The sequence below is a fragment of the Branchiibius sp. NY16-3462-2 genome (genome assembly GCF_001594145.1).
In the GTDB taxonomy this organism is placed as follows: Bacteria; Actinomycetota; Actinomycetes; order Actinomycetales; family Dermatophilaceae; genus Branchiibius.
In genome coordinates, this window is sequence record NZ_LVCF01000039.1 from 1 (window position 1) to 25330 (window position 25330).

Here is a 25330-nt window from a genome sequence, read left to right on the forward strand (position 1 = left end):
CGGTTCGACGACGTCGACGGGTACCGGTTGACCGCGTTCGCGACCAACACCACCCGCGGGCAACTGGCGAACCTGGAGTTGCGGCACCGGCGGCGGGCGCGGTGTGAGGACCGGATCCGGATCGCGAAGGACACCGGGCTGCGGAACTTGCCGCTGAAAGGGTTCACCGCCAACCAGATTTGGTGCGCCATCGTGATGCTCGCGGCCGACCTGATCGCCTGGACCCAGCTGATCGGGTTCGACGCCGAGCACGAGGCACGCCGCTGGGAAAAGAAACTACGGTTACGGGTCTTCACGATCCCGGCCGCTATCGCCCGGCACAGTCGCCGAATCCTGTTGCACATCAAGGAAACCGCAGCAAACGCCGACCTCGTAATCACTGCCTGGAAACGACTACACGACCCCGCGCCGGCAGCGACCGCGCCGGCAGCGACCGCGCCGGGGTGACCACCGGCACCCGTCCCGACGACCCCGCACGACTACCGGCCACGTGGAAACCGGCGCCCACCGCGAACGACATCGCGGGGACTTGTCACACCCATCAGGCAGAATCGACACCAGAACCGGCGATCACGCCGTCAACGACGGCACACGTCCGCCCGATGAAAGATCGAGGCTAGTCCTCCGGTGGCACCTCGGCGCGACGGAACGGCTTGGCCTGCACCGGCTTGCCGTTGCAGTGCAGCGACATGTTGCAGCGGCTCGGTGCCGTGCTGGAGTACATCTGCCAGCGTCCGCACACCGGGCAGATCGCCACCTTCGACTTGGGACGCAGAAGACCCAGGACATGGGTGTTGGCGTTGACCAGCGACATCTGGGTGTCCGTCAGCCGCAACGGCTCTGGCAGCACCCCGTCCAGGTCGGCCCAGCACGTCACCTTCGCTGCCGCCAGCACCGAGATACCCAACCCGATGCCGTGCAGCATCGAGCGAACGTGCTCCGGCAACGGGGTAGCGGACTGGTTCACCTCGGGGGCGGTGAACCAGATCGGCTTGGTGGCTTCGGACATGGGCGAACGGTGCGACGCGCCGACCGGGCGGTTTAGAAGTTGTCCAGGTCGAAGTCCGGGACCGGCATCGCGCCGACGAGCGCTGGTTCCTGCTCGAACGCAGGCTCGGGCTGAACAACCGGCTCGGCGACGGGCTCGAGCTCGTCAGGCATAACCTCCGGCTCCGGGTCAGGTTCGGTCGACAGGAAGGCATCCACCGGGTTCGGCTGGGGCGCTGGTGCGGTGCCCACCGCAGCGGGTTCGGTTTCAGCAAGCTCAACAACGGGCTGCTCGGTCTTGGTGGCGCGCGGCTTGCGCGCGGCCTTCGGCTTGGCAGCAGGCTTCGCCGGGGCAGAACCAACCTTCCGCATCAACGCGACTCCCAGCAGCGCGGTTGTCTCGTCGCCGTGCAGCACGGCAGCGACCGCCGTACCCGTGGCGAAGTCGAAACGGGACGCGATCAGCAGCGCATCGAACTCGTCCAGTCCGGACGCGGGAACGCCGCCCTCGATTAGCCGGGTAGCCAGATCCAGGTCGCCTTCGGCGATTGCCACGACGACGCGGCCGGTCTTGAACGGGACAGTCTCAATGGCGTCGATCAGGTCAACGCTCTGGTCGGAAAGATTGCTCATGCCGCTACGGTGCGACGGCTCTTCGCTGCGCTCGGCCCATCGCATAGCCGAAGCTGCTTACGACGCTGCGTCGCACCGTCTCTTGGTGAACTACCCGATCGTCCCCGACAACGCTCCGCTGGCAATCGTCACCGGCACCACGCAGTCGCCGCGGATTGTGCTGGAGTCCATCCCTGAGCGACTGCGGCCTTGGGCGCTGACGCTGGGAGCGACACTTACCGACGACGGGCGATTCTGCTTGGACCGCGGACAACGACTGGACGCCGCGTTCGAGCAGGCCGGGTTGATCGTCGTCGACGAAGCTGGTGAGCAAGCCGAAGTCGGCGACCTGGAATTGCCCTTGGTTGTCGTGTCTGGTCAGGTCGTCGAGATCTACCCGCGCCTGATGCCGGTGGCCGACGTCGGCGCGGCCCTGCCCGGCGCCATCTGGGACGCCGCGCAGGGTCGGTTCGAGATGCTGCTACCCGATGGCGGGATGGACGCTGCGCTGCGCGCCGTGCTGGAGAAGTGGACATGGTGGTACCGCCCGGTGGCGGCGCCAACTCCTGCGGCAGCGTTGCGACAGCCGCAGCCTCACCGCAGCGTAGGGGCCGCCCCGGTGCCTTTCGACACAGACGGAACCGTCGCTGCGCTGCACGGGGTGTCGATGTCCGACCTGGACGCCGTCGACCCGACCACGGTCGCCGGGCTCGCCGGAATGGGGATTGTGTCCGCGTACGACCTCCTCCACACGGTGCCCCGCGGTTACCTGGACCGCTCCAACCCCCAACCGGTCGATCGTTGCAGCGTCGGAGAACAGGTCGCGTTCGTCGGTGAGGTTGTCTCCGTGAAGACGCCGCCACGAGGAAGCAGCGGAGCCTCGATCGTGAAAGTCCGCGACACCGGCTCGGCCCACAAGCAGCAAGTGAGCCTGACGTGGTTCAACGCGGCCTGGATCGCCAAGAAGTTCCGAGTGGGGGACCGCCTGCTGGTCTCCGGCGTGCTGGGGGAGTGGGTCAGCCAGTCGGGCTATTGCGCCCTGCAAGTGCGAAACCCTATCTGTGACCGCATCGACGGTGACGGGTCTGACATGACCAACGCCGTCATTGGGGTGTACCCGGCATCCGGCAAGCATGGGGTCACCACTTGGAGCGTGCGACGGGCAGCGAAGGAGGCCGCGCAACGGTTGCCGCCCACGACGGACCCGGTACCGCGCAACATGACGCTGGCCCGTGGCCTGCCTGACCGGCACACGGCCCTGGTCGACCTGCACTTGCCGGCGACCATGAGGCACGCCCAGTCTGCCCGTCGCAGAATCGCGTACGACGAACTGCTGCGCTGGCAACTAGCACTGGCCGGGTCTCATCGAGCGTTGGGTGCATCCGCGGGTATCGCGCATGTCGCACGGGGCGAGTTGTGGGCGAAAGTGCTTGGCGTGCTGCCGTACTCATTGACCGGCGCGCAGCAACGCTCGGTCTCGGAGATCGCCGCCGACCTAAGCGCGCCACACCCGATGAACCGGCTGCTGCAAGGAGAGGTCGGCTCGGGCAAGACCTTGGTCAGCCTCCTGGCGATGCTTCACGCGGTCGATGCCGGATCCAGCGCCGCACTGATGGCACCCACGGAAGCCCTTGCGGCACAGCACCATCGAGACTTCGCCGAGCTCGCTGACGGTATCGAACTAACAGACAGCGACGGCGTCACACGCCCGGTGCGGGTTGAACTGTTGACGAACAAGATCACTGGCCGAGCCCGCAAACAGGTACTGGCCGGGTTGGCCGACGGGTCCGTAGACATCGTCGTCGGCACCAGTTCGTTGCTGGCCGAGCAAGTGCAGTTCCACCGGCTCGGGCTCGTGGTGGTCGATGAGCAGCATCGGTTCGGAGTGGAGCAGCGAAAGGCGTTGACGGACAAAGCAACCGGGGGAGCTATCCCTGACCTGCTGGTGATGACGGCAACGCCTGTGCCGCGCACCGCGCTGATCACGGCTTTCGGCGACCTGGACGTGTCGGTGCTGGACGAACTACCTCCGGGCCGCTCACCGATCGTGACGCACTGCGTCGACCCTGACCAGTTGACCAACGCCGGATCTGCGGTGTGGGCCAGCGTGACCCAGGCGTTGAACGATGGCCGCCAGGTGTTCGTGGTGACTCCGAGCATCGCCGACTCCGAAGCCAAGTCGGCCAAGGGTGCCGATGTGATGGCGGCAGAAGTGTCGACGTTGCTGCCGGGCCGCCGGATCGGGGTCGCGCACGGCAAGCAGACGCCGGCGGAGCGCTCCGCGGTGATGGACGCGATGCGCGCTGGCACGTTGGATGTGCTCGTGGCGACCAGCGTCATCGAGGTCGGTGTCAATATCCCGAACGCGACCGTGATGGTGGTGACCGGCGCCGAACACTTTGGCATCACCCAGTTGCACCAGTTGCGCGGCCGGGTGGGGCGCGGACAGCACGCTGGTAAGTGCTGGTTGGTCCCGTCCAAACCCGCCTCGACGCTGGCCGATTCGTCACAGTCCCGTTTGCAGGCACTCGTCGACTCCACAGACGGGTTCGAGCTCGCACGCCGCGACCTGGCCATTCGTGGGGCCGGATCACTCACGGGCACCAAACAGTCCGGCAAGGCGGGCGACCTGAAAGTGGCCGACCTACTGACCGACACCGACCTCATCGAATGGTCCCGCGCCGACGCGCAAGGGCTGATCGAATCCGACCCTCAACTGCGCCGGCACCCCACGTTGCGGGCCGAAATCGAAGACGTGATCGGCCAAGACGGGATCGACTGGCTCGGAACTCGCTGAGCAAAAGACACCGCCCACCCCGGCTTGGCTCTCGCGCGGGGTGGGCGGTGTCGGCTTGGTAGGGTCAGGCAGCCCGGCGCAGTAGACCAATCTCCGCCAGACGGTCAGCGAACTCGTCACGTACCGCGGCAGGGATCTTTCTGCCCTCGGGGATGTTCGTCAGCAGCTTGCGGGCGAAAGTCCACGTCTTGTCGGGGAACCCGGCCTGCGAGCCAGCCAAGGCCAGGGCCAGAGCCTTGGACCAGGTCGCCCCGGTGGCGTCGTCCTGCGACAACGCCAGGACCGACTGACCCAGCGCCCACACGACGTCCGGCTCGATCCGGGCCCAGTCGACGCTGGCCGGGTTGGCCAGCGCGGCCCGCGGATCGAGCAGGCGGTTCGTCCGCAGGAACTCGCGGAACTGCCGGTGCGCCGCATCACCGACCAGGCCCTTGACTGTCGCCGCGATAGCGTCCGCGTCGTCGGGGTGCAGGTTCGCTAGGACGTCGACCGTCTTAGTCCACGACCGCAGGCTCGGCCACGGACCCGAGCACGCCGACACATCGTCAGGGGTCGCATCGCGCATCGAGGGAACCTGACGCAGGAACGAAGCGACCTGCGTGGACCAGAACAACCGGCTCGGGACGTCGCCACCGGGGGCCAACTCGTCCATCGAGGGCACCGGCATGTCGGTGAACCCGGCCACCAAACCGTTCGCCCAGGAGTCGAAGTCGGTGACCCATTCCAGGTGCAGCATCCGGTTCGCCACTGCCGCAGGCAATTCCACCGCGCCGGTCGCGACACTCGGAGGGTTGATCGCCGCGATGATCGCGGTGTTGGCAGGCAACGGGGTGTCGCCCACCCACCTTTCCTCCAGCACCCGGTGCATCGCCTTCATGGTGTCCTCCGAGGCGTGGTTCAACTCGTCCAGGAACAGCCCCGGACCCTTGCCGGACTCGCCCGCCTTGACCAGTCGCATCGCCCAGCCGAGCGCGGCGTAACCCGTGAAGCCTTCGACGGTCTCGACCGGTAAGCCCAGGAAGTCCGAAGGCTCCCGGTTGCCGCCGCTGACGACCTCCAAGTGATGGCCCCACGCGGACAGCCAGTTCGATAAGGTTGCCGACTTCGTTTGGCCAGGGTTGGACGAGAACACGATCGGGCAACCGCCCTTGATCGCGGCGGCAGTCACGCGCATGGTCACGGTGCCGGGGAACGAGGTTCGCTTCGTAGTAGTCATGCGCTTACGGTGCGACGCGCGCTGTCTGTCCTCGACGCCGAGAGCGCCGAGGACGTGCTCGCCGTTGGCCGACGGGTGGCCCCGCGAGAGCGGGTCCGTCGGGCAACCACCAGATCGAGGTCACCACGTGCGGGCGGCGATGCCTTGCATCGGCCCGCACCGCCGCCGGAGACTCGGCTCCGGCGGCAGATAGCTCAGAAGTCGACGTAGACGACCTGTGCCCATTCCGGGGTCGGCATCCCACCGTCCGCTTGGGTGCCGGTGATCGCGATGATCACCGGGAACGGGGGAGCCTCCGACGGCCAGTAGGTGCCACCGTCGGTGCCGACGATCACCAGCGACGGCAGCGGCTTCATCTGCGCTGCACGGACCAGACCTGCACCCATGTCGGTGCCACCCCGGCCCTGCACGGCGTTCAGTGTGTCGAGCCCGGCGTACGGGCGCGGCTCGTACGCGACAGAGTCAACGTCGATCACTTGGAGCCGGTTACCTTTGATACCAGCGGCTTTGGACACGCCCTCAACTTCGTTACCGATCGCGTTCAACTCAGCCACGCTCATCGACCCCGACGTGTCCCGCACAAAAACCACGTCCAAAGTCGGCTTCACCTGGCCAGGCAGGATCAACTTGCGGCCACCCAGGGTCGCGTTGTGACGGCGACGGTTACGCCGCGTCGGCGTCCGGTGACCGCGGCCCGCGACGGCCAGGTTGCGCCGCACCGCCGACCGCAACACCTGCTGCCACGGCACCTTCGGTGGGGCAAGCCGCTGCTGCATTTCAGTGATCATGCTTCCCGGGATGTCACCGCGGCCTTTGCGCACCGCATCGGAGATTTCGTGCGCCACAGCGTCCAGCGCAGCATCAACGTCAGCGCCCGACGAGCCACCGTAGCCCTCGCCCAACTCACCGCCGTCGTCGGGCAGTTCGCACGGCGCGGACTGCCCGCCGGAGGCCGAACCGCAGCCACGGAACGGCTGACCGTTTCCATCGCCGGACTGGCCCTCGCCGCCGGACTGACCCTGCTGGCCCTGCTGGGACTGACGCGCGGCACGCTTGCCCCGGATCACGCCGTAGTAGTGCTCGGCGGTCAAGTGTTCCGGCTCACCCAGCGTGGCCGGCGTGATGAAGTTCGTGCAGTCGAAACCCAATGATTCCAGGTCGTCGTTGATCGCCGCGTCGCCCCCGGCGTTGAAGTCCCTCTGAGCCTGAGCGTCGTTGTCGGACAGACCAATCGCCCTCGCGCGGGCGTCGTGCTCCTGCCAGACGTGTCCGCACTCGTGCAGCAGAGCGAAGGCCAACTGCTCCTGCGGCCAGTCCGCCACAGCATCGAAGTTCACGTAGCAACGCAGCCGACTGTCCACGGCGAAAGAGTCAATCGACGTTGTGCGCACCGGCACGAACCGAAACAGGATCGGCGCCAGGTACGGCATCTTGTCGGCCGCGGCGTCACGCCACAGCGCAAACCGCGCCCGGTCCGCCTGGGAAGGGGTCTGAGTCGTCGTCATGCTGTTACGGTGCGACGCAGCGGCGCTGTGCTTGCTGCATCGCACAGGTTTCGCCCGCCCGCGCTACGCGCAAACAGACGACACCGATCGCGACGCGGGCCGCTGCGGCAGGCCCCGCGCTGGCCGACTCGGTTAGCGGGGTGCACCGGCCACGGCGAGTTCCAGCGGGACGTTCAGCGACTCGACGGCAGCCCCGTCGGTGACGGCGCGGCCGGACCATCGGGTACCGGAGTTGATCACCCCGTCAAATGTTCTCGGCTCGGCGGTCAGGAACAGTCCCTGCGGCATCGCCGCAGCCAGGCCCGCCTTCGAGGAGAACGACAGTTCCCCGCACAGGCGACCGTTGACGTAGGTGATGGCCCCTAGCGTTGCCCGGACTACCGGGTCGCCCGGTTGAGCGAACAGCAGGACGGAAGTGTCGGGCCGCAGTTTGCACGGGTCGTTGGGGTCGCCCAGCGGCACCGTGACGACCTTCGTGGACCGCTCGGTAACCTCGGTGCGCACGACTTCGCCGGATTCGATCGCTTCCTGACGGGCCAATTCGTCCATCGCCAGCGCGCCGTTCCACAGCGTCGCGATCGAGCACGACTTGCGGTACTGCTGCGCGGCGGCGCGGTTCGTGCGGGCGTAGGCCAGGTCGTCGGCGCGAAGCGCGAACTTGTCGATCGACGTCAGCAGCGAACCCACCTTCGCGGTCAGGGTGCCATCGGTGCGGTGCTGCCACTTCGGGGTCACGATGCTGGCCAGCGAAGCAGCGACGCGCGATGGGTCGCTCTCACGCACCCGCATGATTGTGGTCCATGTGGCCAACGTCGAATCCATCGTGTCTGGCAGCCAGTACGCCCGCTCCAACGCCTTCGTCAACACGACCTGGCGACCGGTTGCGGGGAAGCTGCCGGTGACCTCGATCGCGTGTGCGAGGTTGAGCAGGTTGTTGCGCTGCAACAGGCCAACCAGCGCCGCGCGCTCGGTCGGCGTCGGGAACACCAGCCGATAGTCGAGCAGTGACGAGAGCGCCGCCTGCGGCAACGCTTTGCCACCCACCAGCACTTCCACCCCGCGAGGCGTGATCTGCACGATCGCATCGCACTGGATCGCGCCAGCCCCGTACAGGGTCGGGGCGCAGCCGCCAAAAGCCGTGCGACGCAGGGGTAACCGGCCCGCGGCAACCGCCGTCGACGACGCCGCGCGTTGAGTCTGAACATACGAATTGGTCATGCCCGTACGGTGCGACGGGCCGACCGCGCTGCGCGCGAACCGACGGAACCGATTGCGACGTCCCCACGCTGGTCCGGCCGTCCATCGCAAACGCGGACGGGACCAAGCGCGCCGCTTGTACTAGACCGTGTCGGTCAGTTCCCGCAGAGCGGGCAACCGTCGGTCGGTCCGCCGGCGGGCACGCACATCGCAGCGGCCATCTCGACGCGGTTGCGGTTGTCGCCAACGAGTTCGATCCGCAAGTCCGCGACATGCACGTCGCCATGCTGCGCTCGGGCGTCGGCCAAGCGCTGAGCCAGAACCGAGAACGCGCCGCGGACTGCGATAACGCCGTCGTTGATCTGGGTCGCCACGACGGTCACGCCAGCGTTTCGCTGGTGAGGGCACGGCGCAGGTTGCGGTGCGCTCGGACCTGCTTGGGGGCCAACTCGCCCATCGGGCCGGTGCGCCACGCGCCGTCGTGGACGAACGAAAGGTGCGCGGTGTGACGGGACGCCATGACGCACAACCGGCCCATGTCGGCGTGGTGCGCCGACGCCTGCCCACCGGCCAGAGGGTCCACCGCAACGACAGCGGCCCACTGACCGCCCTGGATTTCATCAGCGGTGCCGATCCCGACCTGCCCGAGTCCGCCCGCGAACAGCATCGCTCGCAACGCAGTGACCTGGGACCGAAGCGCAGCACACACCACAATGTCGCTGTGCTCGATGGGCCGCACGCCGTGGTCGCCCATCAGCTCGGTGCCGACCAGTCGCCACACTGCCGCGATGGCGGCGCTCAGTAGGCCCTGATCGGTTGCGCTAGTTGGAACCGAAACCGTTTGCACCCCAGCCAGTTCCGGCAGTCTCGTGGTACCGGCGCGCAAGTAGGTGTCGGGGCGTCCAGAGTCGAACGGGAACGGGTAGAGCGGGTTGATCGCTGCTGCGGTCGCCGCACCCAGTCGGTAGGTCGTCGGCAGGCTGGAAGTCCAGGAGTCTGAACGTGCGCGTAGCGTCGCCGCGAACGGGGCGTGTGGTGCGGACTTCCAGGCGTACGTCGCCACTGGCACGACCGGGCCGATCTGGCCTGGGTCGCCGACCGCGATCACCTGCTCGAAATTGGCTGCTGCGGCCGCACCTTCCTCAGTCGTCGTCTGGTACGCCTCATCCACGATCAGCGTCCGCCCCGACGACTTCGACATCTTCAACGACGCCAACGTGCGGATCTCCACCTTCGCGGTCGGCGCGTGGCTGGAGAAGCCGTCCATCGGTGCCTCTTTGGACAACGCCAGGTGAATGGTGGACGGGTCGACGCACTGACCAAGACGCTTGGCCAGGTCGCGGGCTTGGTTGCGGCGCGGAACGCCGATGGTGACGCGCTGACCCAGCCGGGTCACCAAGTAGTTGGTGATCTGACAGATCGTCGTCGTCTTTCCGCCACCGGGCGGAGAATCCACCACAATCGCCGGGGTGCCGACCGCCGCCTGGTACAGCACCTGCGCCACCAACGAACCCTCTGTCAGCACGATCGGTGCATAGGGGTCTGCAACGGGTTCGATTGCGGCGCTGTCGGGTTCGACGCTGTCGGAGTGCTGCTCACGGGCAGGCGAACGACCGAACAGGTCGTCGAGGTCGTCCAAGCCGGGGCCGAGAACGGCTGCTGTCTGAGTCATGCACCTACGGTGCGACGCCCGCCCGCTTCGCGATCGTCCGGTGCCAGGCTTCGCACACGCGAGCACGCTCGCGTCATGAAACTGACTTCGACGTCCGCCCGCTGATGCTCGGCTAGAACGGTGCGTCGCAGGCTTTGGAGACCGGCCAGGGAGCCAGCTTCGCCTCGAAGTCGAAGTTGTCGTCGCTGTAGTGACCGTCGTCGTCGGTGCCAACCCACAGGTCCGGCTGGGACCAGTCGGACCCCGTCTGGCTTGGTCCGGTCAGCGACGTCTCAGGTTCGTCGCGGTGAGTGGGGGCGAAACGGCCCGCGGTGTCGCGAGCCTGAACAGCCGTTGATGTACCCATGCCTATTTGGTTGGCGGGGCTACCCGCTTGCCGTTGCAGAACAAGTCGACATGCAAGGTCACCGGGTCACCGTGTGCGGTGCCGGAGGTTCCGGTGCGCCGGAACGTGCAGTGCTGGCGGAACTGCTCGGCGCCCATCGACAGCCCGTACGTGGCAACAGCCTGCCGGTACAACAGCAGTTGCAGCGCGTCGTCGTCGACGCTGTAGGCCCGAGCGGTGGCGGTGTGCTGCTGCCATGGGAAGTTCGGTGTCCCAACTCCTGGCCCGGCCAGCCCGGTCAGTCCGTGGAATCCGCCGAGCAACGCCGTGGTCGCCACCAACGACGCGACCAGCGCGATCCCGGCACGTAACCACCGGCGGATCACCCACCACAAGAACAGCGCTACCAGAGCCACCACCAGGATCGCGGCAGGTGTCTTGACGATCCACCGCAACATCGCGGTCAGCCCGCCGTCGTACAGGGAGACCGGGGTTGAGGTGTACGGGATCGGGATGTCCATGCACCCGACGGTGCGACGCGACGGCGCGGCGGCGCTACGTCGCACCGTACGGGCATGAGTACCCTCACGGCGCAGCCCAGCCTGTTGGACAGCTTCATCGAGTCGTTCACGACTGGTGCCGCTGAGACGACTCGGCGCGCCGCCCTGGAATGTCCGCGTGAACGTGCGCTGGGTGAAGCGCACCGGGTTGCCCCGGAGTTGGCACCTGCGTTGCTTCGCGCGTGGCATGACCGCCACGACGCCGAGCACGAAGGCCCGATGGACCAGTGCGCCGATGATGTGTGCAGCGTCGAAGACCCCTTGGCCGCGGCTGTGCGCGGTTCAGAGTCGGCGGCTGATCAAGCCCGGACGTTGCACGTCCAGCACTGCGCCGGCGGTCCGGTCGAGCTGTGCAGCAGCGGCACCTGCGCGGGGGCCAGAGAATCTGACAATCCGTTCGTCGCGGCTCATCAACTCGCCGGGCACGGAATGCCGTTCTGGTGCTGCACGAACGAACTCTGCCGGGCAGCAGACGACTTCGCGGCACAGTTCGAGGCGGCCTGGCCCGATTACATCCAGGACCAGGACGAGTGGGCCGCGCTCGACGGCGGCCGCAGCCAGCGATGAGTTCGCAAACCCCGCAGGAGCTTCATGCCCTGCTCGACGATGTGCTGTGCGCGTCAGTTCGCCGGATCACAGGTGGTGCAGCCGACAAGCCGCGAACTGGTCAGGCGGACCTGGCGCACCGAATCCTGGATTCAATGCTCGCCGCTACGGACGTGTCCATGCACGGTCCCAAACAGGTTGCGGCACTGGCACCGACCGGGTCAGGGAAGTCGTTGTCGGGTCTTGCGCCGGCGTTGCTGATCGCTGCCGTGCGCGGTGAACGCACAGTCATTTCGACCGAGTCTCTGTCGCTCCAGGCACAGATCGTTGACAAGGACGCCCCAGTAGTGGCTACCGCTGTGGCTTACGTACTCGGGCTGAACGCGGCGCAGGCCCCGAAAACGGCCGTACTGAAAGGTTGGGGTAACTATTCATGCGGAGCAAGGACTGCCGCGACCCTGGCGGACCTGACGGGGTTCTCAGCGACCGGCCCGGACGACCTGGACCGGGCGCTGCCCGGCCTGGCCCGGCTGTCCTCCGTGGCGGCGTCCAGTACCGGCAAGGTGGGCGCGAAAATCGGACAGGCGGCGATGGCTGGGCGCACACCGATCCCGCGGCGCACACCGGGAGGCAAGGCGGCGTTCGTCGAGGTTGATGGCCGCGAGTACGACGCTCCGGCAGCGATCGAAGCACTCCGGTTCGCGTGCGGCGAAGGCCCGGAACCGTTAGAACACAGGGACGTCCATCACGTTGAGACTGCCCCGGACGTGTGGCCGCTGGTGTCTACCACAACCGACGCCTGCGAAGGTGCCGCCAAGTGCCCGTTCGGGTCGGCCTGCGCCCCGACGAAAGCACGCGAGCACCTCGCCGATGCCTCGGTGATCGTCACCAACCACAAACTGCTCGCCATTCAAGCTGCGACGGGTGCGCCGGTCGTGATCGGCTCCAAGAAGATCGGGCCGGTCGATCACTTGATGGTGGACGAGTGCCATGCGTTGGCGAACATCGTGCGCGACACCGGTGCCGTCACTATCTCCGGCAGCCGGATCAGTGGTTTGGCGCGTCGGGTCGGCAAGCTGCTGGTTGACGCGGGCACGGTGGTCGATGACGGTCGGGCCGTCGCCGATCAGGTCGACGTAGCGTTGGCCAGTGCTGTGTTCGAGCACCGGTCTGCATCGAACAGGAGCGCCGTGACGAGGCTGGGGGAGAACGACGACCCGCTGTCCGGGGTGGCCGAGTCGATCCTGGCGTGGGTGGGCGCTGCACGCAAAGCGCTGCCGAGTCCGGCGACGATCTCCGACTACGCAACGGGGATCAAGGTGCGCGGGCTGCTGGCGAACCTCGGTTCACTGGCTAGCGAGGTGGGCGACGCGCGAACCCACGTTCCGGGTGTGGCCCGTTGGTTGGAAACCGACCCGATGATGGCGTTGAAGACCTCCCCGGTCGATGTGGCCGCCATGATCCGCTACAACCTGTTCAGCGCAGACGTGCCGGCCGACGGTGACCCCGCCGACTTCGACCCGGAATCGTTCGACGACCAGGAGATTGGTGATGGCCACCTCCGCGTCGGAGTGGATGGCCGCTACGAGCTTTCCGTGACGATGATGTCGGCCACGTTGCCGATACGGTTCGCCCCCAGCGTCGGGATGACGGTGCAGCCGGTGGAGTACCCGAGCCCGTTCGGCGCGGGCCACGGCAACTCGGCGTTGTTCATCCCACAGATCGCTCCGGGCGACGAAGCCGCACTGTCACCGTTCGGCCGGTTCGACACCGGGTCTCACCCGGCGTGGGCGGCGGCGATGATGACAGAGTTGGTGCAAGCCAACGACGGCTCCGCGCTGATCCTGGCGGCAACCACGACAGCGGGCAAGTTCTACGCGGACGCTCTGCGAAAAGCGCTGCGGCGCAGCGGATCCGATATCGAGGTGCTGTCCCAGTGGGACGGACCGCCGGTGCGGATCCTGCTGCAGCGGTGGCGGTCAGACCACCGCAGCGTGATGATCGGCACTCGGTCGCTGATGACCGGTGTCGACGCACCGGGCCAGACGTGCACCCTGGTCGTCATCGACCGCGTGCCCCGCGCGGCCGGCAACCCCGTCGATGACGCGCGAGTCGAACAGATCAGGGCCGGGGCCATGCTCGATCGCTGGTCGGCTGACCGGTTGGTGTACGTCGCGGATGCCCGACTACTGCTGGCGCAAGCCGCCGGGCGGTTGCACCGTTCCAGCAGCGACACCGGAATGATCGCGGTCCTCGACCCCCGCCTGCTGCGCAACAACAAGTTCAGCTACCCCGAGCCGACCCGCAAAATGCTGATTGGAGCGGTCGAGCACATGGGGCACAAACTGTCGACGCTGACCCAAGCGACCGGCTGGTTGGGCACCCACAGGGCCGCCGGGGCGCGCGTGACCGCGGTGAACTAGACCGGCTCCGGGTACGCCGACGCGACCGCCTCGTCGATTCTGCTGTCGAGCTCAGCCTCTGAGGCGGCGGTGACCAGAGTGATCTCACCGCTAGTGGGGTCTTCGATTTGCGCGGAGTAGACATCGCGATCCACGGGGCTTCCCTTCGAGATCTGCTCGCGGCGGCTGAACAAGCCCATGACTCAGTCCTTACCGACCGTCTGGTCGTCAACCGTGCCGACACTGTGTCGGCCGCTGTTCTTGCGGCGACCGACCCCGAACGCTGCACCACCAAGAGCCAGCGCACCAAGACCGGTGACACCAGCGGCAGCCATGTAGCTGTCCGCCTCGAACCCGGTGTGCGGCAGCGTCTTCATCGTCGTGCTACTGGGCGACGGCGCGCTGGTGGTGCCGGTGGCAGTCGGTAGTGCCGGGATCGAGTTGGTCGGCACGGCAGTCGTCTTCGCCACGCACCCGGTGTCACTGTCTTTGCTGCCAGTGTTGAACAGGTGGCTCCAGGACGCCGACTGACTCAGGACGTACCCCGGTTGGGCGACCGCGAAAATCTGCACGAATGGGCTGGACGGGTCGACCTTGCGTATACCCGCGTTGACCTTCACTCCGGCGTCGTAGTAGTCGACACCGGCGGTCACCGGGATCGTGTACGTGTCGTTGGTAGAGCCGCACGAGTCGGTGAACGACGGCGCGGTCGGGTTGACCAACGTCGCGGCCGAAGCAGTCGGGGACAGGGCAACGGTCGCTCCGGCTAGCAGCGTTGCCGCAGTCAGAGCCAGCCCGGCGGACGCGCCGGCACGGTTCAGAATCGGGTTCAAGATGCTCATACCTCCCTACATGGGCCACATCTGTTCAGCCAGGGTCGAGTTACCGGTCCAGCCGTCACGTTCGGTCGTCCAGAGCGTGCTCCCCGGGTAGGGCACCGGTGACTTTGCCCGGGGCAGTGCTGTAGTCGACCCAGACGGTGAAACCGCCCTTGCTGGTGGGTACGAAGAACGCCGCATCCAACAGCGGATTGGTCCCGACCAGCCGGGGCGCGCCGGTGACTGTCTGGTCAGGAATCTCATCGGGCGAGCCCAAGGCCAACTGGTTGCCGAACTCCGTCGAGCACAACGGAGTCAGCGCGTCCGTCCACGCCGTGCGGCCAACACCAGCGGTGTGTCCAAGCACTGTGACGAACTTGGATACCAACGCTGTCGTCGCCTGCGGCGGCGGGGGTACCTGACTTGCGCTCTCCGGCGGTGGGTAGTCGGGATCGGTCTCGGTCTCGGTCTGCGACGGCGCAGCGGTCGACGTTGAGGCAGAGGGAGACGAGGAGGTAGCTGACGTGGACGGAAGCGTCGCGCCCGTGGCTGTGACAGCAGGCGACGCCACGCTGGAGGCGCTCGACGGCACCGTCGCGTTCGACGTCGTCCGGGCCGCGGGCTCGCCAGAACCGCTGCACGCCGCGAGCAACGCAGTGGCTGCCACGGCGGCCGCGCACGATCCAACTACTCTGCGAGACATCACGATTCGCCCTGTGCGAGATGGTGCATCACACCGGTCACTGGGAAGCCGTTGAAGTCCATCGTCACCGACTTGCCATCCCAAGTCCCGTACCACATCGCCTGCGGTGTGTTCTGGCTTGCCATCTGTACGCGCCACTGTCCCGGTCCTGTCTGCTTGATGAAGTTCACGATGCCAACGTGGCCGGTCGAAGTGCTGCCCCAGGCCATCGACAGAATGTCTCCGGCAGCCAACTTAGTGATCGCCCCCTGCGGTTCGGAGATGGCCCCGGCAGGGGTTCTCCAGTTCCACAAGGTCTTCCCGACGCCGCCGGTCCAGTTCTGCGGCGCCCAACCTTTCGCCTTCCAGAACCGACGAACAAGTTCGGTGCACTGCCAGTGGGTGCCGTGCACCGACCCGCCGTTGGCGTAGATCGGAACGCCCAACCCGCCGTACCAGCAGTTCGCCGCGTACACGAGCGCGCCATCGGGCAAGCCGCGGGAGTTGCCGTCGCCGCAAGTCGCTTCGGTGCCCTCTCCGATGCCGAAGGAGCCGCCGTTGCACGAGTCCACACCGCCGGTGCCGACAGCGCCGGAGTCGTACTGACCGGCGTAGTAGAGGACGTCACCCACGTACCACCCGGCGCCGCCGCCGCCATACTGCAGCAACGCGTTCTCGATGCTGCCTTTCTGTTTGACCAACTGGCTGACGAGGTTGCCGGCAGAGTAGATGGCATCAGCGGGATCGAGGCGGTTCGGGCTACCGGTGTGACCAGGGGCGAGGACCCCGTACTCCGCCCACGCGGTAGGCAAGAACGCCATCGGCCCAGCAGCACCTGTCGGGCTGGACGACACGATGCTGCCGTGGCCGGTCTCGATCATTCCGATACCGGCCAAGATGGACCAAGGGAGCCCGTACTTGGCCGCGGCCGATTTGTAGAGTGCCGCGAAATCGGCTGGGATCGGCAGCGGAGGGTTGGTCAGCGAGTTGCGTCGCGGCCACGTACCCACCGGCGGCACAGTCAGTCCCGTGCCCGTCGGCGACGTGCTGGCCGTCGAGCTCGGTGTTGCACTTGATGTGCCGGTGCTTGTCGCGGTCGGGTTACCGACGTTCTGCGCCGTGTCTGCCGTCACGTCACACCCGGGCGGTGCCGAATTGCCCAGGTACCAAGCCAATGCTGTGTGGAACACCGACTGCGCCTTTGCGGGGGACATGCCACCTAGTGGGAGACTGGCGATGGCACCCGTCCATGCCTGCTCGGTGGCCTGAGCGCCAGGGTCGTCAGAGTCGATGCTGCGTTTACTTCCGCTGCCGGGAGCAACCCGTAAACCGGCAGACAACGTCATGTAGTCCGAACGTGTCGGATCGTCGTACATCGCGGATTGCAGATTCTGGGCGACCCAGGCTGTCGATGAGCGAGTGTTCTTCTTGAAGTCAGCGACTTGGGCCGAGGACAAACCCTCCGTCGGAACCTGCCAGGCAGAGACGAACTTCGAGTCGTCACATGTCGCACCGGTGGTGGAACTGACCGATGAGGTGGACGCCGTTGCGCTAGCCGATGAGGTCGGGGTTGACGACGGTGAAGGGGTCGTCGCGCATGCGCCACCCCCAGCGGATTGCGACTGGTACAAGGCCGCCAAGATCTGCCACGGCACGTTCGTCTGCGACTGCAGATCGACGTACTGGGCGAACTGCTCCTGGGTCACGCCGGCACCCTTAGCGGCGTTGATCGAGGTGGAGATGGCGGAGCCGGATGAGGACGACGCCGTCGCCGACAGCATCGTGACGACCATAGCCAACGCCACGAACACCACGATGAACGGCACGGCCATCGGCGCGACAGCCAGCAAAGCGACCTTCGCCGTGTTGCCGCGGTTCTCCTTCGACAGCGCGGATTTCACACCGGAGTAGATCGCGCCCTGCGCACCGCCACCGAGAGCCTTGGAGACGGTGTCACCGCCCGCTGCGCCCTGCGCAGCGCTAGCCGCGACCGACTTGACCGATCCGGCGACGCCAGTTTTGGAACTCGGAGCTGCTGACCCGGCGGTGTCCTGACGGGCCGAGTTGATCGACTCGCGCGCCTTGCTCAGAATCTTCGAGGGGTCGGTCAATGTTTTCCCGCCAGCGACGGACGACACACCGGAACCGCCAGGCCCCGGCGAGGGAGCTTTCGGCTTCGGTGCGGGAAGTTCGCTCACACCTACCTACATGGGCCAGGTGTCAAACCGCAGGGTGCCGGTAGCGGCCACCGGGGAGAGAGCACACCGTCGACTAGCGTGCGTCGCACCGTGAGCATCGTGGATGAACACCGTTGCTGCTCGAAGGTTTCCTGCAGCGTCGAACACCGACACTGCGACGACCGGCGGCCCTACGCTGTGCCGTCAACCGTGCTGTGGCTGTTCGGCGCGGTGGTTTATGGGGTTGGGATGGGCTTCCTGCCGCCAGGGCGGCAGCCCAGCGCCAGCGACTGGTGGTTCGGCGGTGCGTGCATCGTGTTCGCTGCGTCCTGCGCTGGTGTACTGGCCTGGCGTTTGTGGGCTGTGTCCTGCGAAATCCTGGACCAGGTTCGCCGAGACATCCGAGGCTAACCGGCCTCTGCCGCAACGAGTTCGGCCGATTCGACCTGGTCGAAGAGCGACAGTAGGTGGCGGGAGAACTGCTCCGGCGTCCACCCGTGCATGCACCCACTCGCTTCCGAAACACGCTGCGCTGCCTTCTGATACGCCATACGGTCCAGGCTCGCTTGGAGCTGATTCTTCTCGCGTGCGTTCGGATCGCGCCACTGAGAAACGGACAGGTCGGCGCGATCGTGAGCCCAAGTGGTCACCAACCGTCGGCACAGGCGCGGACCGGCTCGATGGTCGGCGCGGTTCAGTAAAGCGACCATCGCGTCAATCGTGGACTGGCGCGGCAACGGCGTCGGGGTGGCCGCAGCTTGCATCAGCGTCTTGCACACGTTGTGCTGATGACTGAGCAGGTGATCCAGTTGGGATCGGGTGTGTTCGGAGACCATCGACTCCACCAACCCGACGTTGTCCCGGTCCGAGTCGTCCAGCAGACCAGCCGCTGCGTGGGCCGGGTCACGCCCCAGCAGCAAAGCCCGCAACACCGCCTGCACGGCGGGTTTGGAGCCGTCCGCTTCCAGCCACGCCAGGAAAGCCGCCCGGCGCTGCGCCGAGTCGAATGCCGGGCGAGCCATCGGGGCCAACTGCAACCCGCGTTCCAACGCCTGTGCCAGTCGTAGGATCCGGGCGCTTCCGCGCAGTGAGCTGAACGAGCGATCCAGCCCGCGGATGATCGCTTCCGGGACCACCTCGTCGGGGTCGTCGGGAGCCGCGTTCAACGAGCGCGTCGGCGCAGGCAGCAGAGCAGGGTCTGTCGGGATGGTCCGACGCACAGGCCGCCGAATCAGGTTCACCGACCAGTCGTGCACGATCTTCGTGGTCAACCGGTCCAACCACGCCGCGAACGAACCACCCGCAGCGACCGCGGCAACATCGAGCCTGGCCGGTCTGCCCCCGCTGCCGACGATCGCGGTCGACAGCGCCAGCGCGAGCCGATCCCTCAGTTCGGTGGCGTAATCGTCGACACCCCAACCCGAATGAGGCGCGGCTAGCGAGCATCGCAGGGCACCTGAGGTGATTCGGCGCGACACCGTTGCGCTGCGCAACGCCAGATCAAGCAGCGCCAGACGGTCAACAGGGGTGGTTAGGCACAAACTCCTCGCGGCAGCGTCCAACTCCATGACTTCACGGTGCGACGCATGTTCATGCTGCCGGCGACCAGACGTGGCGGGACGGCCGTACAGCGATGGTGCGGCGGGGCCCGACCACCACGAAGATGCCCCCCCGCACCGAACTAGGAGAGACTGAACACGTCGTCGACGACCAAGCCGTCGGAGTCAGCCTCGCTGTCGAACCCGAGCAGGTCGTGATGCTCCAGCGCTGCCTGGCGGGACGCTTCCCGGGCAGCCATCCGCTCCGTGCGGCGACGGATGTCTTCTGGGTTGGTCGACACCATTTCCAGGAACTCAGGGGGCAGGTCCTGCACTACAGGCACGGCACGACCGTGCAGATCGACGTGAAGGCCGACGGAACCGCGCACGTTGATCCGTTTGGTCGAGTCACGCGGGTCAGTCCTGAACAGAGCCTTGAAGCTGCCCCAGTTCAGTGCGCCCTCCTTGGACTCACTCGACCCGCCGGAACGCTCCGACGTGGTGATCCGAGTGATGCGCTCGGGAGTTTCCTCCAGCTTGAACAACTGGCATGCGGCGCGCGCCTCAGACTCGTCTTTCAGGTGCATGATGAGCCCACGGCTGATGTAGCCGGCCAAGCCGATTTTCACCACGTCGGTGACGCGCTGGGTGTACAGCACCGGCAACACACCCTGCGAGCGAGCCAGACGCCCCAGTCGGTTGAGTTCTTCCGGTCCCGCCAGCGTCGCGATCCACGCCTCGTCGAAGTGCAGAACGCCGCGGCGGCCGGTCAGTGCCATGGCCGAGCCGAACACCAGCATCCGAACCAGCGCCACCGAGATGCGCTGCTGGATGCTCGACGGCTCCTGTCCCATCGGCGGCAACTCCAGATTGGTGTTACCGACCATGATCAGCGTGATTCCGTCGGCGACCGACAACCCCTTCGTCTGCGGGTCGCGACCGACGATCGCGCCGAACAACGGACTGACATTCGCCAGGTCCAGCACCGGTTTGACCAGTTCCTCGCTCGCTTTGCCCGCGTCCTGAGCGAGCTTCAACGCCTGGCCGATACAGGTTGCACCCTCCTGGACCCCGTACGCGAGAGCGACCATCAGTTCCGTCTCGAACTGCCGCGCCGGCCTGTCCCATGGGCCCACCTGCACGAGGATGGATCCTGCGACTTCAAGACCGGCCAGCTTGTTCTGCGTGAACCGCAGAGGGTCCAAGATGCCGTCGGACTTGGTCAGGTCGTCCAAGGTGGCCACCTGACCGCCAGCGGCCAACACTGTCGCCGAGTGGTCTGAGCCCAACTTCGGATCCACGACAACCTGCGACACTCCGGCCTGAGCCCACTGGTAGGCCATGTTCAGCATCGACAGGGACTTGCCCGAGCCGGTGGCGCCGGCGACCAGGAAGATCGGCAATGCGTCGCCGACGGACGCGGCGTCGTTGGAGATGTAGACCGGCTGCTTGTCGTGCTCGGTGAACCCCAGCAGTGCTCCGGTGGTGTCACCGCACACCGCCAAGTCGGGGGCTCCCGTGAACGCCATTGCGGTAGCGGGCAAGTCACGAAGCAGCGGGTTACACCGCACCTGGGAGCCCATCATCATCTCGGCTAGCGCCTTCTCCTGGCGTTCGACCAGGTTGGACAGCTTCACGGTGCGGGTCAGCCCGGCCACGTCGTACGAGCCGTCCAGCGAACCGTTCAGGGCTGCAACGATGCTCGCGTCGATGACGGTCGGCAAGTGCAGTGTGGCGGAGGAGTAGAGCGACTCCATCTGCTCGATGGCGGCCTGCTTGTCCTCCTGCTCCTGGCGGTCCATCGCGCCCTGGGCCTGAGCTTCGGTGATGTCCGCGCGGATCCGGCGGCGGCCCGTGCGCAACTCGTTGCGGGTGATCGCCGTCGGCTCAACCTTGCCGCGGAAACTGACCGCCATCGCTCCCTGGCGGACCAGTTCGACCACGAAGTTTGTTTCCAGGGACTTCACATCTCGCCAGTTGTAGTTGAAGGTGTCGAACCCGACGAAGCCGAGACTGTGATGGTTGTGCAGATCCGACCATTCCGGTTCACGACAGTCGACGTCTGCCTTCTCCAGCCGCGCCGCTTCCGTCATGGAGGTGGTGGAGGTGAACATGTGCAGGTGGTCTGAGTGCACCAGGTAGGGCACGTCCGGGTTGGCGCCCAGGTTCCACCACGAGTCGGCCAGGTGCATCTCGGCGCGAGTGGCGACCATCAGTCCGGCTCGGGTCAGAGCAGCATCGACCCGGCGGTAATCGGCCGCGTACTCCGGCAACTGGACGCCGACGTTCTGCAGCGTCAGCGCCTCATAGAAGACTTCGATCGACTGCCGCCAGCCCGAGCGGAACGCACTGTTGCGCAGCTTCACCCCGACCAACAGTTCCCGGCGGTAGGTGATCGCGTCCGAAAACTGCCGTGACAGAAAGCCCTTCAGCGGCTGGTCGTCGTCCGGCACGTACCGTTGCGGCACGTTGACCAGCAGCATGTGGAACTCGCGGTAGTTGTTCTTGGAGAACCGTCGCGACTTCACCGCAGTGCGCGTCAGACCCTCGATTTCCACGAGCGCATCGAAGATCGGCTGCCCAACGCGCAGGGCGTCGTCCTCGGTGATAGCCGAGGTGACCGGCCCCATCGGGCAACGCCGGTACAGCCACACGTCGTTGTCGATCGAGATGACCAAGCCGGAGTTGTAGATCTGCTTCACAGCGGTCGGCCAGTCCGGCACGGTGTCGGTGAAGGGAAGGTTCATCCGCTTCGGAGCCGTCTTAGTTGCCATGTGGAACCTGCCTCGTGGTGATCGTGCGTGTCGTGGTGGAACTGGTCCGGTCAACGCGGCGGATCCGTAGGCCGCCCGGCGGCTGGTTGCGCGACGTCGTCAACAGCCGGTCGATCGGCAACGACCGGGGCAGCGGGGCGAGCTCGCCGCGCATCAGCGGGTCACCTTCGAGGTGGGCACCGACGTGGGAGCCGGCGCCGGCGCGGATGCGCCGCCGGTGTCGTACGCCTTGGAGGACGGTGACGTGGCTGCGGTGGGGGTCGACTCCAGGTCGGCGGGCACCTGGATGGCGTTCTGGTACGGCTTGGCGGTCAGCCCCGAACCGGGAGCACCCCACGCGACCACCTGCGGCGCGGCGGTGTCGGCGCGCAGTACCAACAGGTCGAACTCCAACGGCTGCGTCGAGGTGTTCGCCGAACGGCCAGCCCAGTGCAGAACAACCTGGGCACGAACCACCAGGCCCTCCTTCGTGGTCGTCGACGCCGTGGCCTGCGTCTCCACCGAAGCCACCCCGGACATCGGCACGTAGGAGTCGGCGGCGTTGGTGTCACCAACGGCCAGCCGCAACTGGTCGGGATCGCCAGAGGTGTACGCCTTCGCCCACGAGTTGACCGCGGCGCTGACCGAGTCCGACACCTGCGTGTTGGCCTGGATCCCCGGCCATGGCGTCTGATCCTGTGCCCACCCATCCGTGGCAGCGGAGACCACCGGCACCAACGAAGGGCCAGCGACCGTTTGTGCGCCGCCGCGCGGGTCGATCGCCACCTGGAACGCAGCGGTGTACCCACGGCCCGCGCCGTCGACAACGGTGAAGTTCTCCGTCATCCGGGACACCTTCGATGTGGTGAAGTCAGCCGGCTTCACCGAACCGTCCCACGACACGATCTGCCCCCCGGGCAACGGGTTCGGCACCGACGCCAGCCAGGCCTGCAGCGACTGGTACGCGGCGAACTTGCCCGGGTCGGACACCGTCAACGACACCTGCTGGCTTGCGCTTTCAGACTGCGCTGCGGTGACCTTCTTCGACAGGTCGGAGGAGGAGATCTGCGCCTGGCAGCCGGCGAACAACGACAACGGCACGGCGCAGAGCAAGACGACCAGCAGCCACTTGATGACCTTCGCCTTGCGGATGTTCTTCTCACGCAGGTCCAAGTCAGTGCGCGGGACGAACTCCTCGACCTGGTACAGGTCGCCGCCGTCCAGGATCGAAGACCCGACCGCGTCGTCGCGGCCTTTCTTGCGGTTCAGCAGGTTGGTGGCCATGGTGACAAGCCCTTCGGAGGTGGTGGTCGGTAAGTAGAACGATCAGGAAATGAGTGCGGCGATCCGGTGCAGACGCGCCAGTCCTTCGGGGTCGACGTCGCCGGCGGCCTTCGCCAGGTCGCGTCCGGCGTGGATCGGGTCGCCGGTGGGGGCCTTGGAGCTCAACGAGGAATCGACACTGGACAGCAGCGCCCACACCGAGCGCAGCAGGGGCTTGTCTTCTGCGACACCCACCGCTTCAACCAGCGCGTCCATCACCGCTTCGGGGTCGGTCGAGGACGGGCGCAACGAGTCCAGGCACGATAGGGCCTTGATGTTCGGGGCGGACGTCAGGCTGAACACAGCAACCTCGGCGGGGTCGGTTTTGCAGCCGAGCAACCGGGCCGCAACTTCCAACGAGTCGTCGTCGAGCTCCGACATCGAGCGGTGGCGCTCGATTACGGCGAACAGACGCCTACGGGTCTGACGGTCACGCTCGGCCGCAGCCTTCGCAGCTTTGGCCTCGTCCGAGACACTCGCAGCCGGACGCTGCGCGGCCCGCTTCGATTTGCGCGGCTTGGATGCTGCCGGGGTGTCCTGCGGTTCAGCGAGAGGCTCCAAGGGAGGCGGGTCGTCGCCGACGGGCTGCTCGGACTGGAAAGGGGTGTCGAAGTCGATGTCGGTGCTCACGTAGATCTACATGGGCCACATTGAACAAGCCAGGGTCGAGTTACTGTTCCGTGCCTGCCTGGCGGACACCGTCACGCCACGATTCGACGTGCTCGACCTCGCCGTCGGTGTCCATGCGCACCACAGCAAAACCGCGAACCGTGCCGTCATCGTTCAGCGCGTCGCTCAGCAACCCGGCCCGGAACCGCAGCACCTGGAACGGACGGCCGCGCATGTCGTAGGTGACGATCGCCGGCAAATCACCGTCGTCGGTAAGCACCCCGTCGACGAACGACCGCGACTCCAACACAACCCTGCGGCCACCCACCATGCGGTACAGCAAGAGAGCCGGCTGGCCGTGCCCGCCACCAGCGTTGGTCAAGCGACCGTCGGCGTTGGTTAGCGTTTCCTCGAACACGCCCGGCGAACTCTGACGGGTCAGCCGGGTAAGCATTGCGGCCGGGACGGGGGCGGCGGCGGGGGGGGGCGTGGCCGGCTCGATGGGCTCGGCTGGTGACGCGACGGTCCGCTCCACGGGGAAGAAACCATCGCCAGCCAACGCTGTCGCCTGGGACCGGTAGTGATGCCCGCAGAACGCCATGTCGAGGCGCTGGTTGGACACCACCACTTCCGAGGGCGCACCGCACTGATCGCAACGCCGATTGATGTCGTCCGTCGCCGAGACCTCAACAGGGGCAGTCGAATCGCTCATGCTTGCAACGGTGCGACGGATCTGGGCTCGGGTCAGCGGCGGCGCAACACGATGAACGCACCTGCCGCTACCGCCAACAACAGGACGGCCCCCAACGGCAAGTGACCCAGCAGACGCCAGGTCGCGACGTGGACGATCGAGCGAGCGATGATCCCGCCCAGGGAACCGAAGCCAGAGGAGTGGCCGTAACCATGTGCGGCGTGGTGAACAGCGGCGAGTGCGGCAGCGGAAAGCGTCATGCCCGCACGGTGCGACGGGCATGACGCTTCGGCCAGGCAAGCGTCGTCCGTCCGGATCAGCAGGCGGACGACGCCAGGTCAGGCAGCGTTCGCGGTCGTGCCGGAACGCAGCGCGTCGATCTCGGCCTGCGAGGCGGTGCCGAGGTCTTTGAGACCCTTCAACACGCGGACCTTCTGGCCGGCGCGGCCGGTCATCTCCTGCATTTCGCCGAACACGAGCACCTTGTGACCGATCAGGTCACGGGCGATGCGTGCGGTGACGCGGCCGAACGGGTTCGACAAGTGCTCGGTACGGATCGTCTCCGTACCGTCCGGGGTGCGGTCCGACACCCGAGAGTGCAGGGTCACGATGACTCGACCCGAGGACGCCTCCGTCGACACACCCGCAACGATCGAACGAAACACCTTCTCCCCGTTCGCGACCGGCGCGACGTCAGCGAACAGACGACCACCAGGAGATGTCGACATCAGCAACTGCTTCGCCTGCTCAGCGACCAGCGCCTCACGGTACTCGGCGGGGGAGAACGGCAGGTTCTCCGCAGCCATCTGCTCAACAGTGGGCATCGGCACCATGGAGTACGCCGCGATCAGCGCGGACTGGATGACGGCCGGGTCGGCCGGGAACTGGTTGGACATGGTCAACAACTTTCGAGGCGAGGA

General features: G+C 66.5%; 24 protein-coding genes. 4 read left to right on the plus strand and 20 right to left on the minus strand.

Features of this window, described 5'->3' with window-relative positions:
• Positions 1–447: transposase (locus tag AZH51_RS13145; protein ID WP_291525017.1), on the plus strand; the 447-nt coding region annotated here is incomplete at its 5' end.
• Between the two features lie 169 nt (positions 448–616).
• Here AZH51_RS13145 and AZH51_RS13150 read toward each other — a convergent pair.
• Both AZH51_RS13150 and AZH51_RS13155 read right to left on the minus strand, forming a co-directional pair.
• A complete protein-coding gene (locus AZH51_RS13150; RefSeq protein ID WP_291525019.1) occupies positions 617–1009 on the minus strand; it encodes a hypothetical protein in 393 nt (130 codons plus the stop codon).
• 32 nt (positions 1010–1041) lie between these two features.
• Positions 1042–1620 (minus strand): hypothetical protein, encoded by a 579-nt coding sequence (locus AZH51_RS13155; RefSeq protein WP_291525021.1) that lies wholly within the window; start codon positions 1618–1620, stop codon positions 1042–1044.
• Positions 1621–1705: 85 nt separating this feature from the next.
• Here AZH51_RS13155 and AZH51_RS13160 point away from each other — a divergent pair, with 85 nt between their 5' ends.
• Positions 1706–4396 carry an ATP-dependent DNA helicase RecG gene (locus tag AZH51_RS13160; RefSeq protein WP_291525023.1) on the plus strand — a complete coding sequence of 897 codons (2691 nt, stop codon included), beginning with the start codon at positions 1706–1708 and terminating at the stop codon, positions 4394–4396.
• 64 nt (positions 4397–4460) lie between these two features.
• Here AZH51_RS13160 and AZH51_RS13165 read toward each other — a convergent pair whose 3' ends face one another.
• The 7 genes from AZH51_RS13165 to AZH51_RS13195 all read right to left on the minus strand — a co-directional run bounded on the left by AZH51_RS13165 (position 4461) and on the right by AZH51_RS13195 (position 10832).
• Positions 4461–5612, minus strand: a complete 1152-nt coding sequence (locus tag AZH51_RS13165; protein ID WP_291525025.1) for a hypothetical protein — start codon at positions 5610–5612, stop codon at positions 4461–4463.
• 194 nt (positions 5613–5806) lie between these two features.
• Positions 5807–7117, minus strand: coding sequence for a VWA-like domain-containing protein (locus AZH51_RS13170; protein WP_291525027.1), 1311 nt, complete (start codon positions 7115–7117; stop codon positions 5807–5809).
• Between the two features lie 132 nt (positions 7118–7249).
• Positions 7250–8335 carry a hypothetical protein gene (locus tag AZH51_RS13175; RefSeq protein WP_291525029.1) on the minus strand — a complete coding sequence of 362 codons (1086 nt, stop codon included), beginning with the start codon at positions 8333–8335 and terminating at the stop codon, positions 7250–7252.
• A 134-nt stretch (positions 8336–8469) separates the two neighbouring features.
• On the minus strand, positions 8470–8688 hold the full coding sequence (locus AZH51_RS13180; protein ID WP_291525031.1) for a hypothetical protein: 219 nt from the start codon (positions 8686–8688) through the stop codon (positions 8470–8472).
• 5 nt (positions 8689–8693) lie between these two features.
• On the minus strand, positions 8694–9986 hold the full coding sequence (locus AZH51_RS13185) for an AAA family ATPase (RefSeq protein ID WP_291525032.1): 1293 nt from the start codon (positions 9984–9986) through the stop codon (positions 8694–8696).
• A gap of 112 nt (positions 9987–10098) precedes the next feature.
• Complete coding sequence (locus AZH51_RS13190; RefSeq protein ID WP_291525033.1) at positions 10099–10332, minus strand: hypothetical protein; 234 nt, start codon at positions 10330–10332, stop codon at positions 10099–10101.
• 2 nt (positions 10333–10334) lie between these two features.
• Positions 10335–10832: a hypothetical protein gene (locus tag AZH51_RS13195; protein ID WP_291525034.1), complete on the minus strand. Its 498-nt coding sequence runs from the start codon at positions 10830–10832 to the stop codon at positions 10335–10337.
• A 54-nt stretch (positions 10833–10886) separates the two neighbouring features.
• Between AZH51_RS13195 and AZH51_RS13200 the strand changes: the two genes are divergently transcribed.
• Together AZH51_RS13200 and AZH51_RS13205 are read left to right on the plus strand one after the other, a co-directional pair.
• The gene (locus AZH51_RS13200) at positions 10887–11438 is read left to right on the plus strand and encodes a hypothetical protein (RefSeq protein ID WP_291525036.1); all 552 of its coding nucleotides are present in this window, start codon (positions 10887–10889) and stop codon (positions 11436–11438) included.
• Positions 11435–13840 (plus strand): helicase C-terminal domain-containing protein, encoded by a 2406-nt coding sequence (locus tag AZH51_RS13205; protein WP_291525038.1) that lies wholly within the window; start codon positions 11435–11437, stop codon positions 13838–13840. The genes AZH51_RS13200 and AZH51_RS13205 overlap by 4 nt, the downstream gene beginning before the upstream one ends.
• Here the strand turns inward: AZH51_RS13205 and AZH51_RS13210 are convergent.
• The 11 genes from AZH51_RS13210 to AZH51_RS13260 all read right to left on the minus strand — a co-directional run bounded on the left by AZH51_RS13210 (position 13837) and on the right by AZH51_RS13260 (position 25306).
• The gene (locus AZH51_RS13210; RefSeq protein WP_291525039.1) at positions 13837–14019 is read right to left on the minus strand and encodes a hypothetical protein; all 183 of its coding nucleotides are present in this window, start codon (positions 14017–14019) and stop codon (positions 13837–13839) included. The two genes, AZH51_RS13205 and AZH51_RS13210, sit on opposite strands and share 4 nt — an antisense overlap.
• A gap of 3 nt (positions 14020–14022) precedes the next feature.
• Positions 14023–14661, minus strand: coding sequence for an LPXTG cell wall anchor domain-containing protein (locus AZH51_RS13215; protein WP_291525041.1), 639 nt, complete (start codon positions 14659–14661; stop codon positions 14023–14025).
• Positions 14662–14716: 55 nt separating this feature from the next.
• Positions 14717–15304 carry a hypothetical protein gene (locus AZH51_RS13220; protein WP_291525043.1) on the minus strand — a complete coding sequence of 196 codons (588 nt, stop codon included), beginning with the start codon at positions 15302–15304 and terminating at the stop codon, positions 14717–14719.
• 35 nt (positions 15305–15339) lie between these two features.
• Entirely contained in the window at positions 15340–17457 is a 2118-nt protein-coding gene (locus AZH51_RS13225) for a lytic transglycosylase domain-containing protein (RefSeq protein ID WP_291525045.1), read from the minus strand.
• Between the two features lie 446 nt (positions 17458–17903).
• Positions 17904–19064 (minus strand): hypothetical protein, encoded by a 1161-nt coding sequence (locus AZH51_RS13230; RefSeq protein WP_291525047.1) that lies wholly within the window; start codon positions 19062–19064, stop codon positions 17904–17906.
• Between the two features lie 113 nt (positions 19065–19177).
• The gene (locus AZH51_RS13235) at positions 19178–21808 is read right to left on the minus strand and encodes an ATP-binding protein (protein WP_291525049.1); all 2631 of its coding nucleotides are present in this window, start codon (positions 21806–21808) and stop codon (positions 19178–19180) included.
• Between the two features lie 153 nt (positions 21809–21961).
• Positions 21962–23071 carry a hypothetical protein gene (locus tag AZH51_RS13240; protein WP_291525051.1) on the minus strand — a complete coding sequence of 370 codons (1110 nt, stop codon included), beginning with the start codon at positions 23069–23071 and terminating at the stop codon, positions 21962–21964.
• A gap of 42 nt (positions 23072–23113) precedes the next feature.
• Positions 23114–23740, minus strand: coding sequence for a hypothetical protein (locus tag AZH51_RS13245; RefSeq protein WP_291525053.1), 627 nt, complete (start codon positions 23738–23740; stop codon positions 23114–23116).
• Between the two features lie 40 nt (positions 23741–23780).
• On the minus strand, positions 23781–24431 hold the full coding sequence (locus AZH51_RS13250) for a hypothetical protein (protein WP_291525055.1): 651 nt from the start codon (positions 24429–24431) through the stop codon (positions 23781–23783).
• Between the two features lie 32 nt (positions 24432–24463).
• The gene (locus AZH51_RS13255; RefSeq protein WP_291525056.1) at positions 24464–24670 is read right to left on the minus strand and encodes a hypothetical protein; all 207 of its coding nucleotides are present in this window, start codon (positions 24668–24670) and stop codon (positions 24464–24466) included.
• 78 nt (positions 24671–24748) lie between these two features.
• Positions 24749–25306, minus strand: coding sequence for a hypothetical protein (locus AZH51_RS13260; RefSeq protein WP_291525058.1), 558 nt, complete (start codon positions 25304–25306; stop codon positions 24749–24751).
• Between the last annotated feature and the right edge of the window lie 24 nt (positions 25307–25330).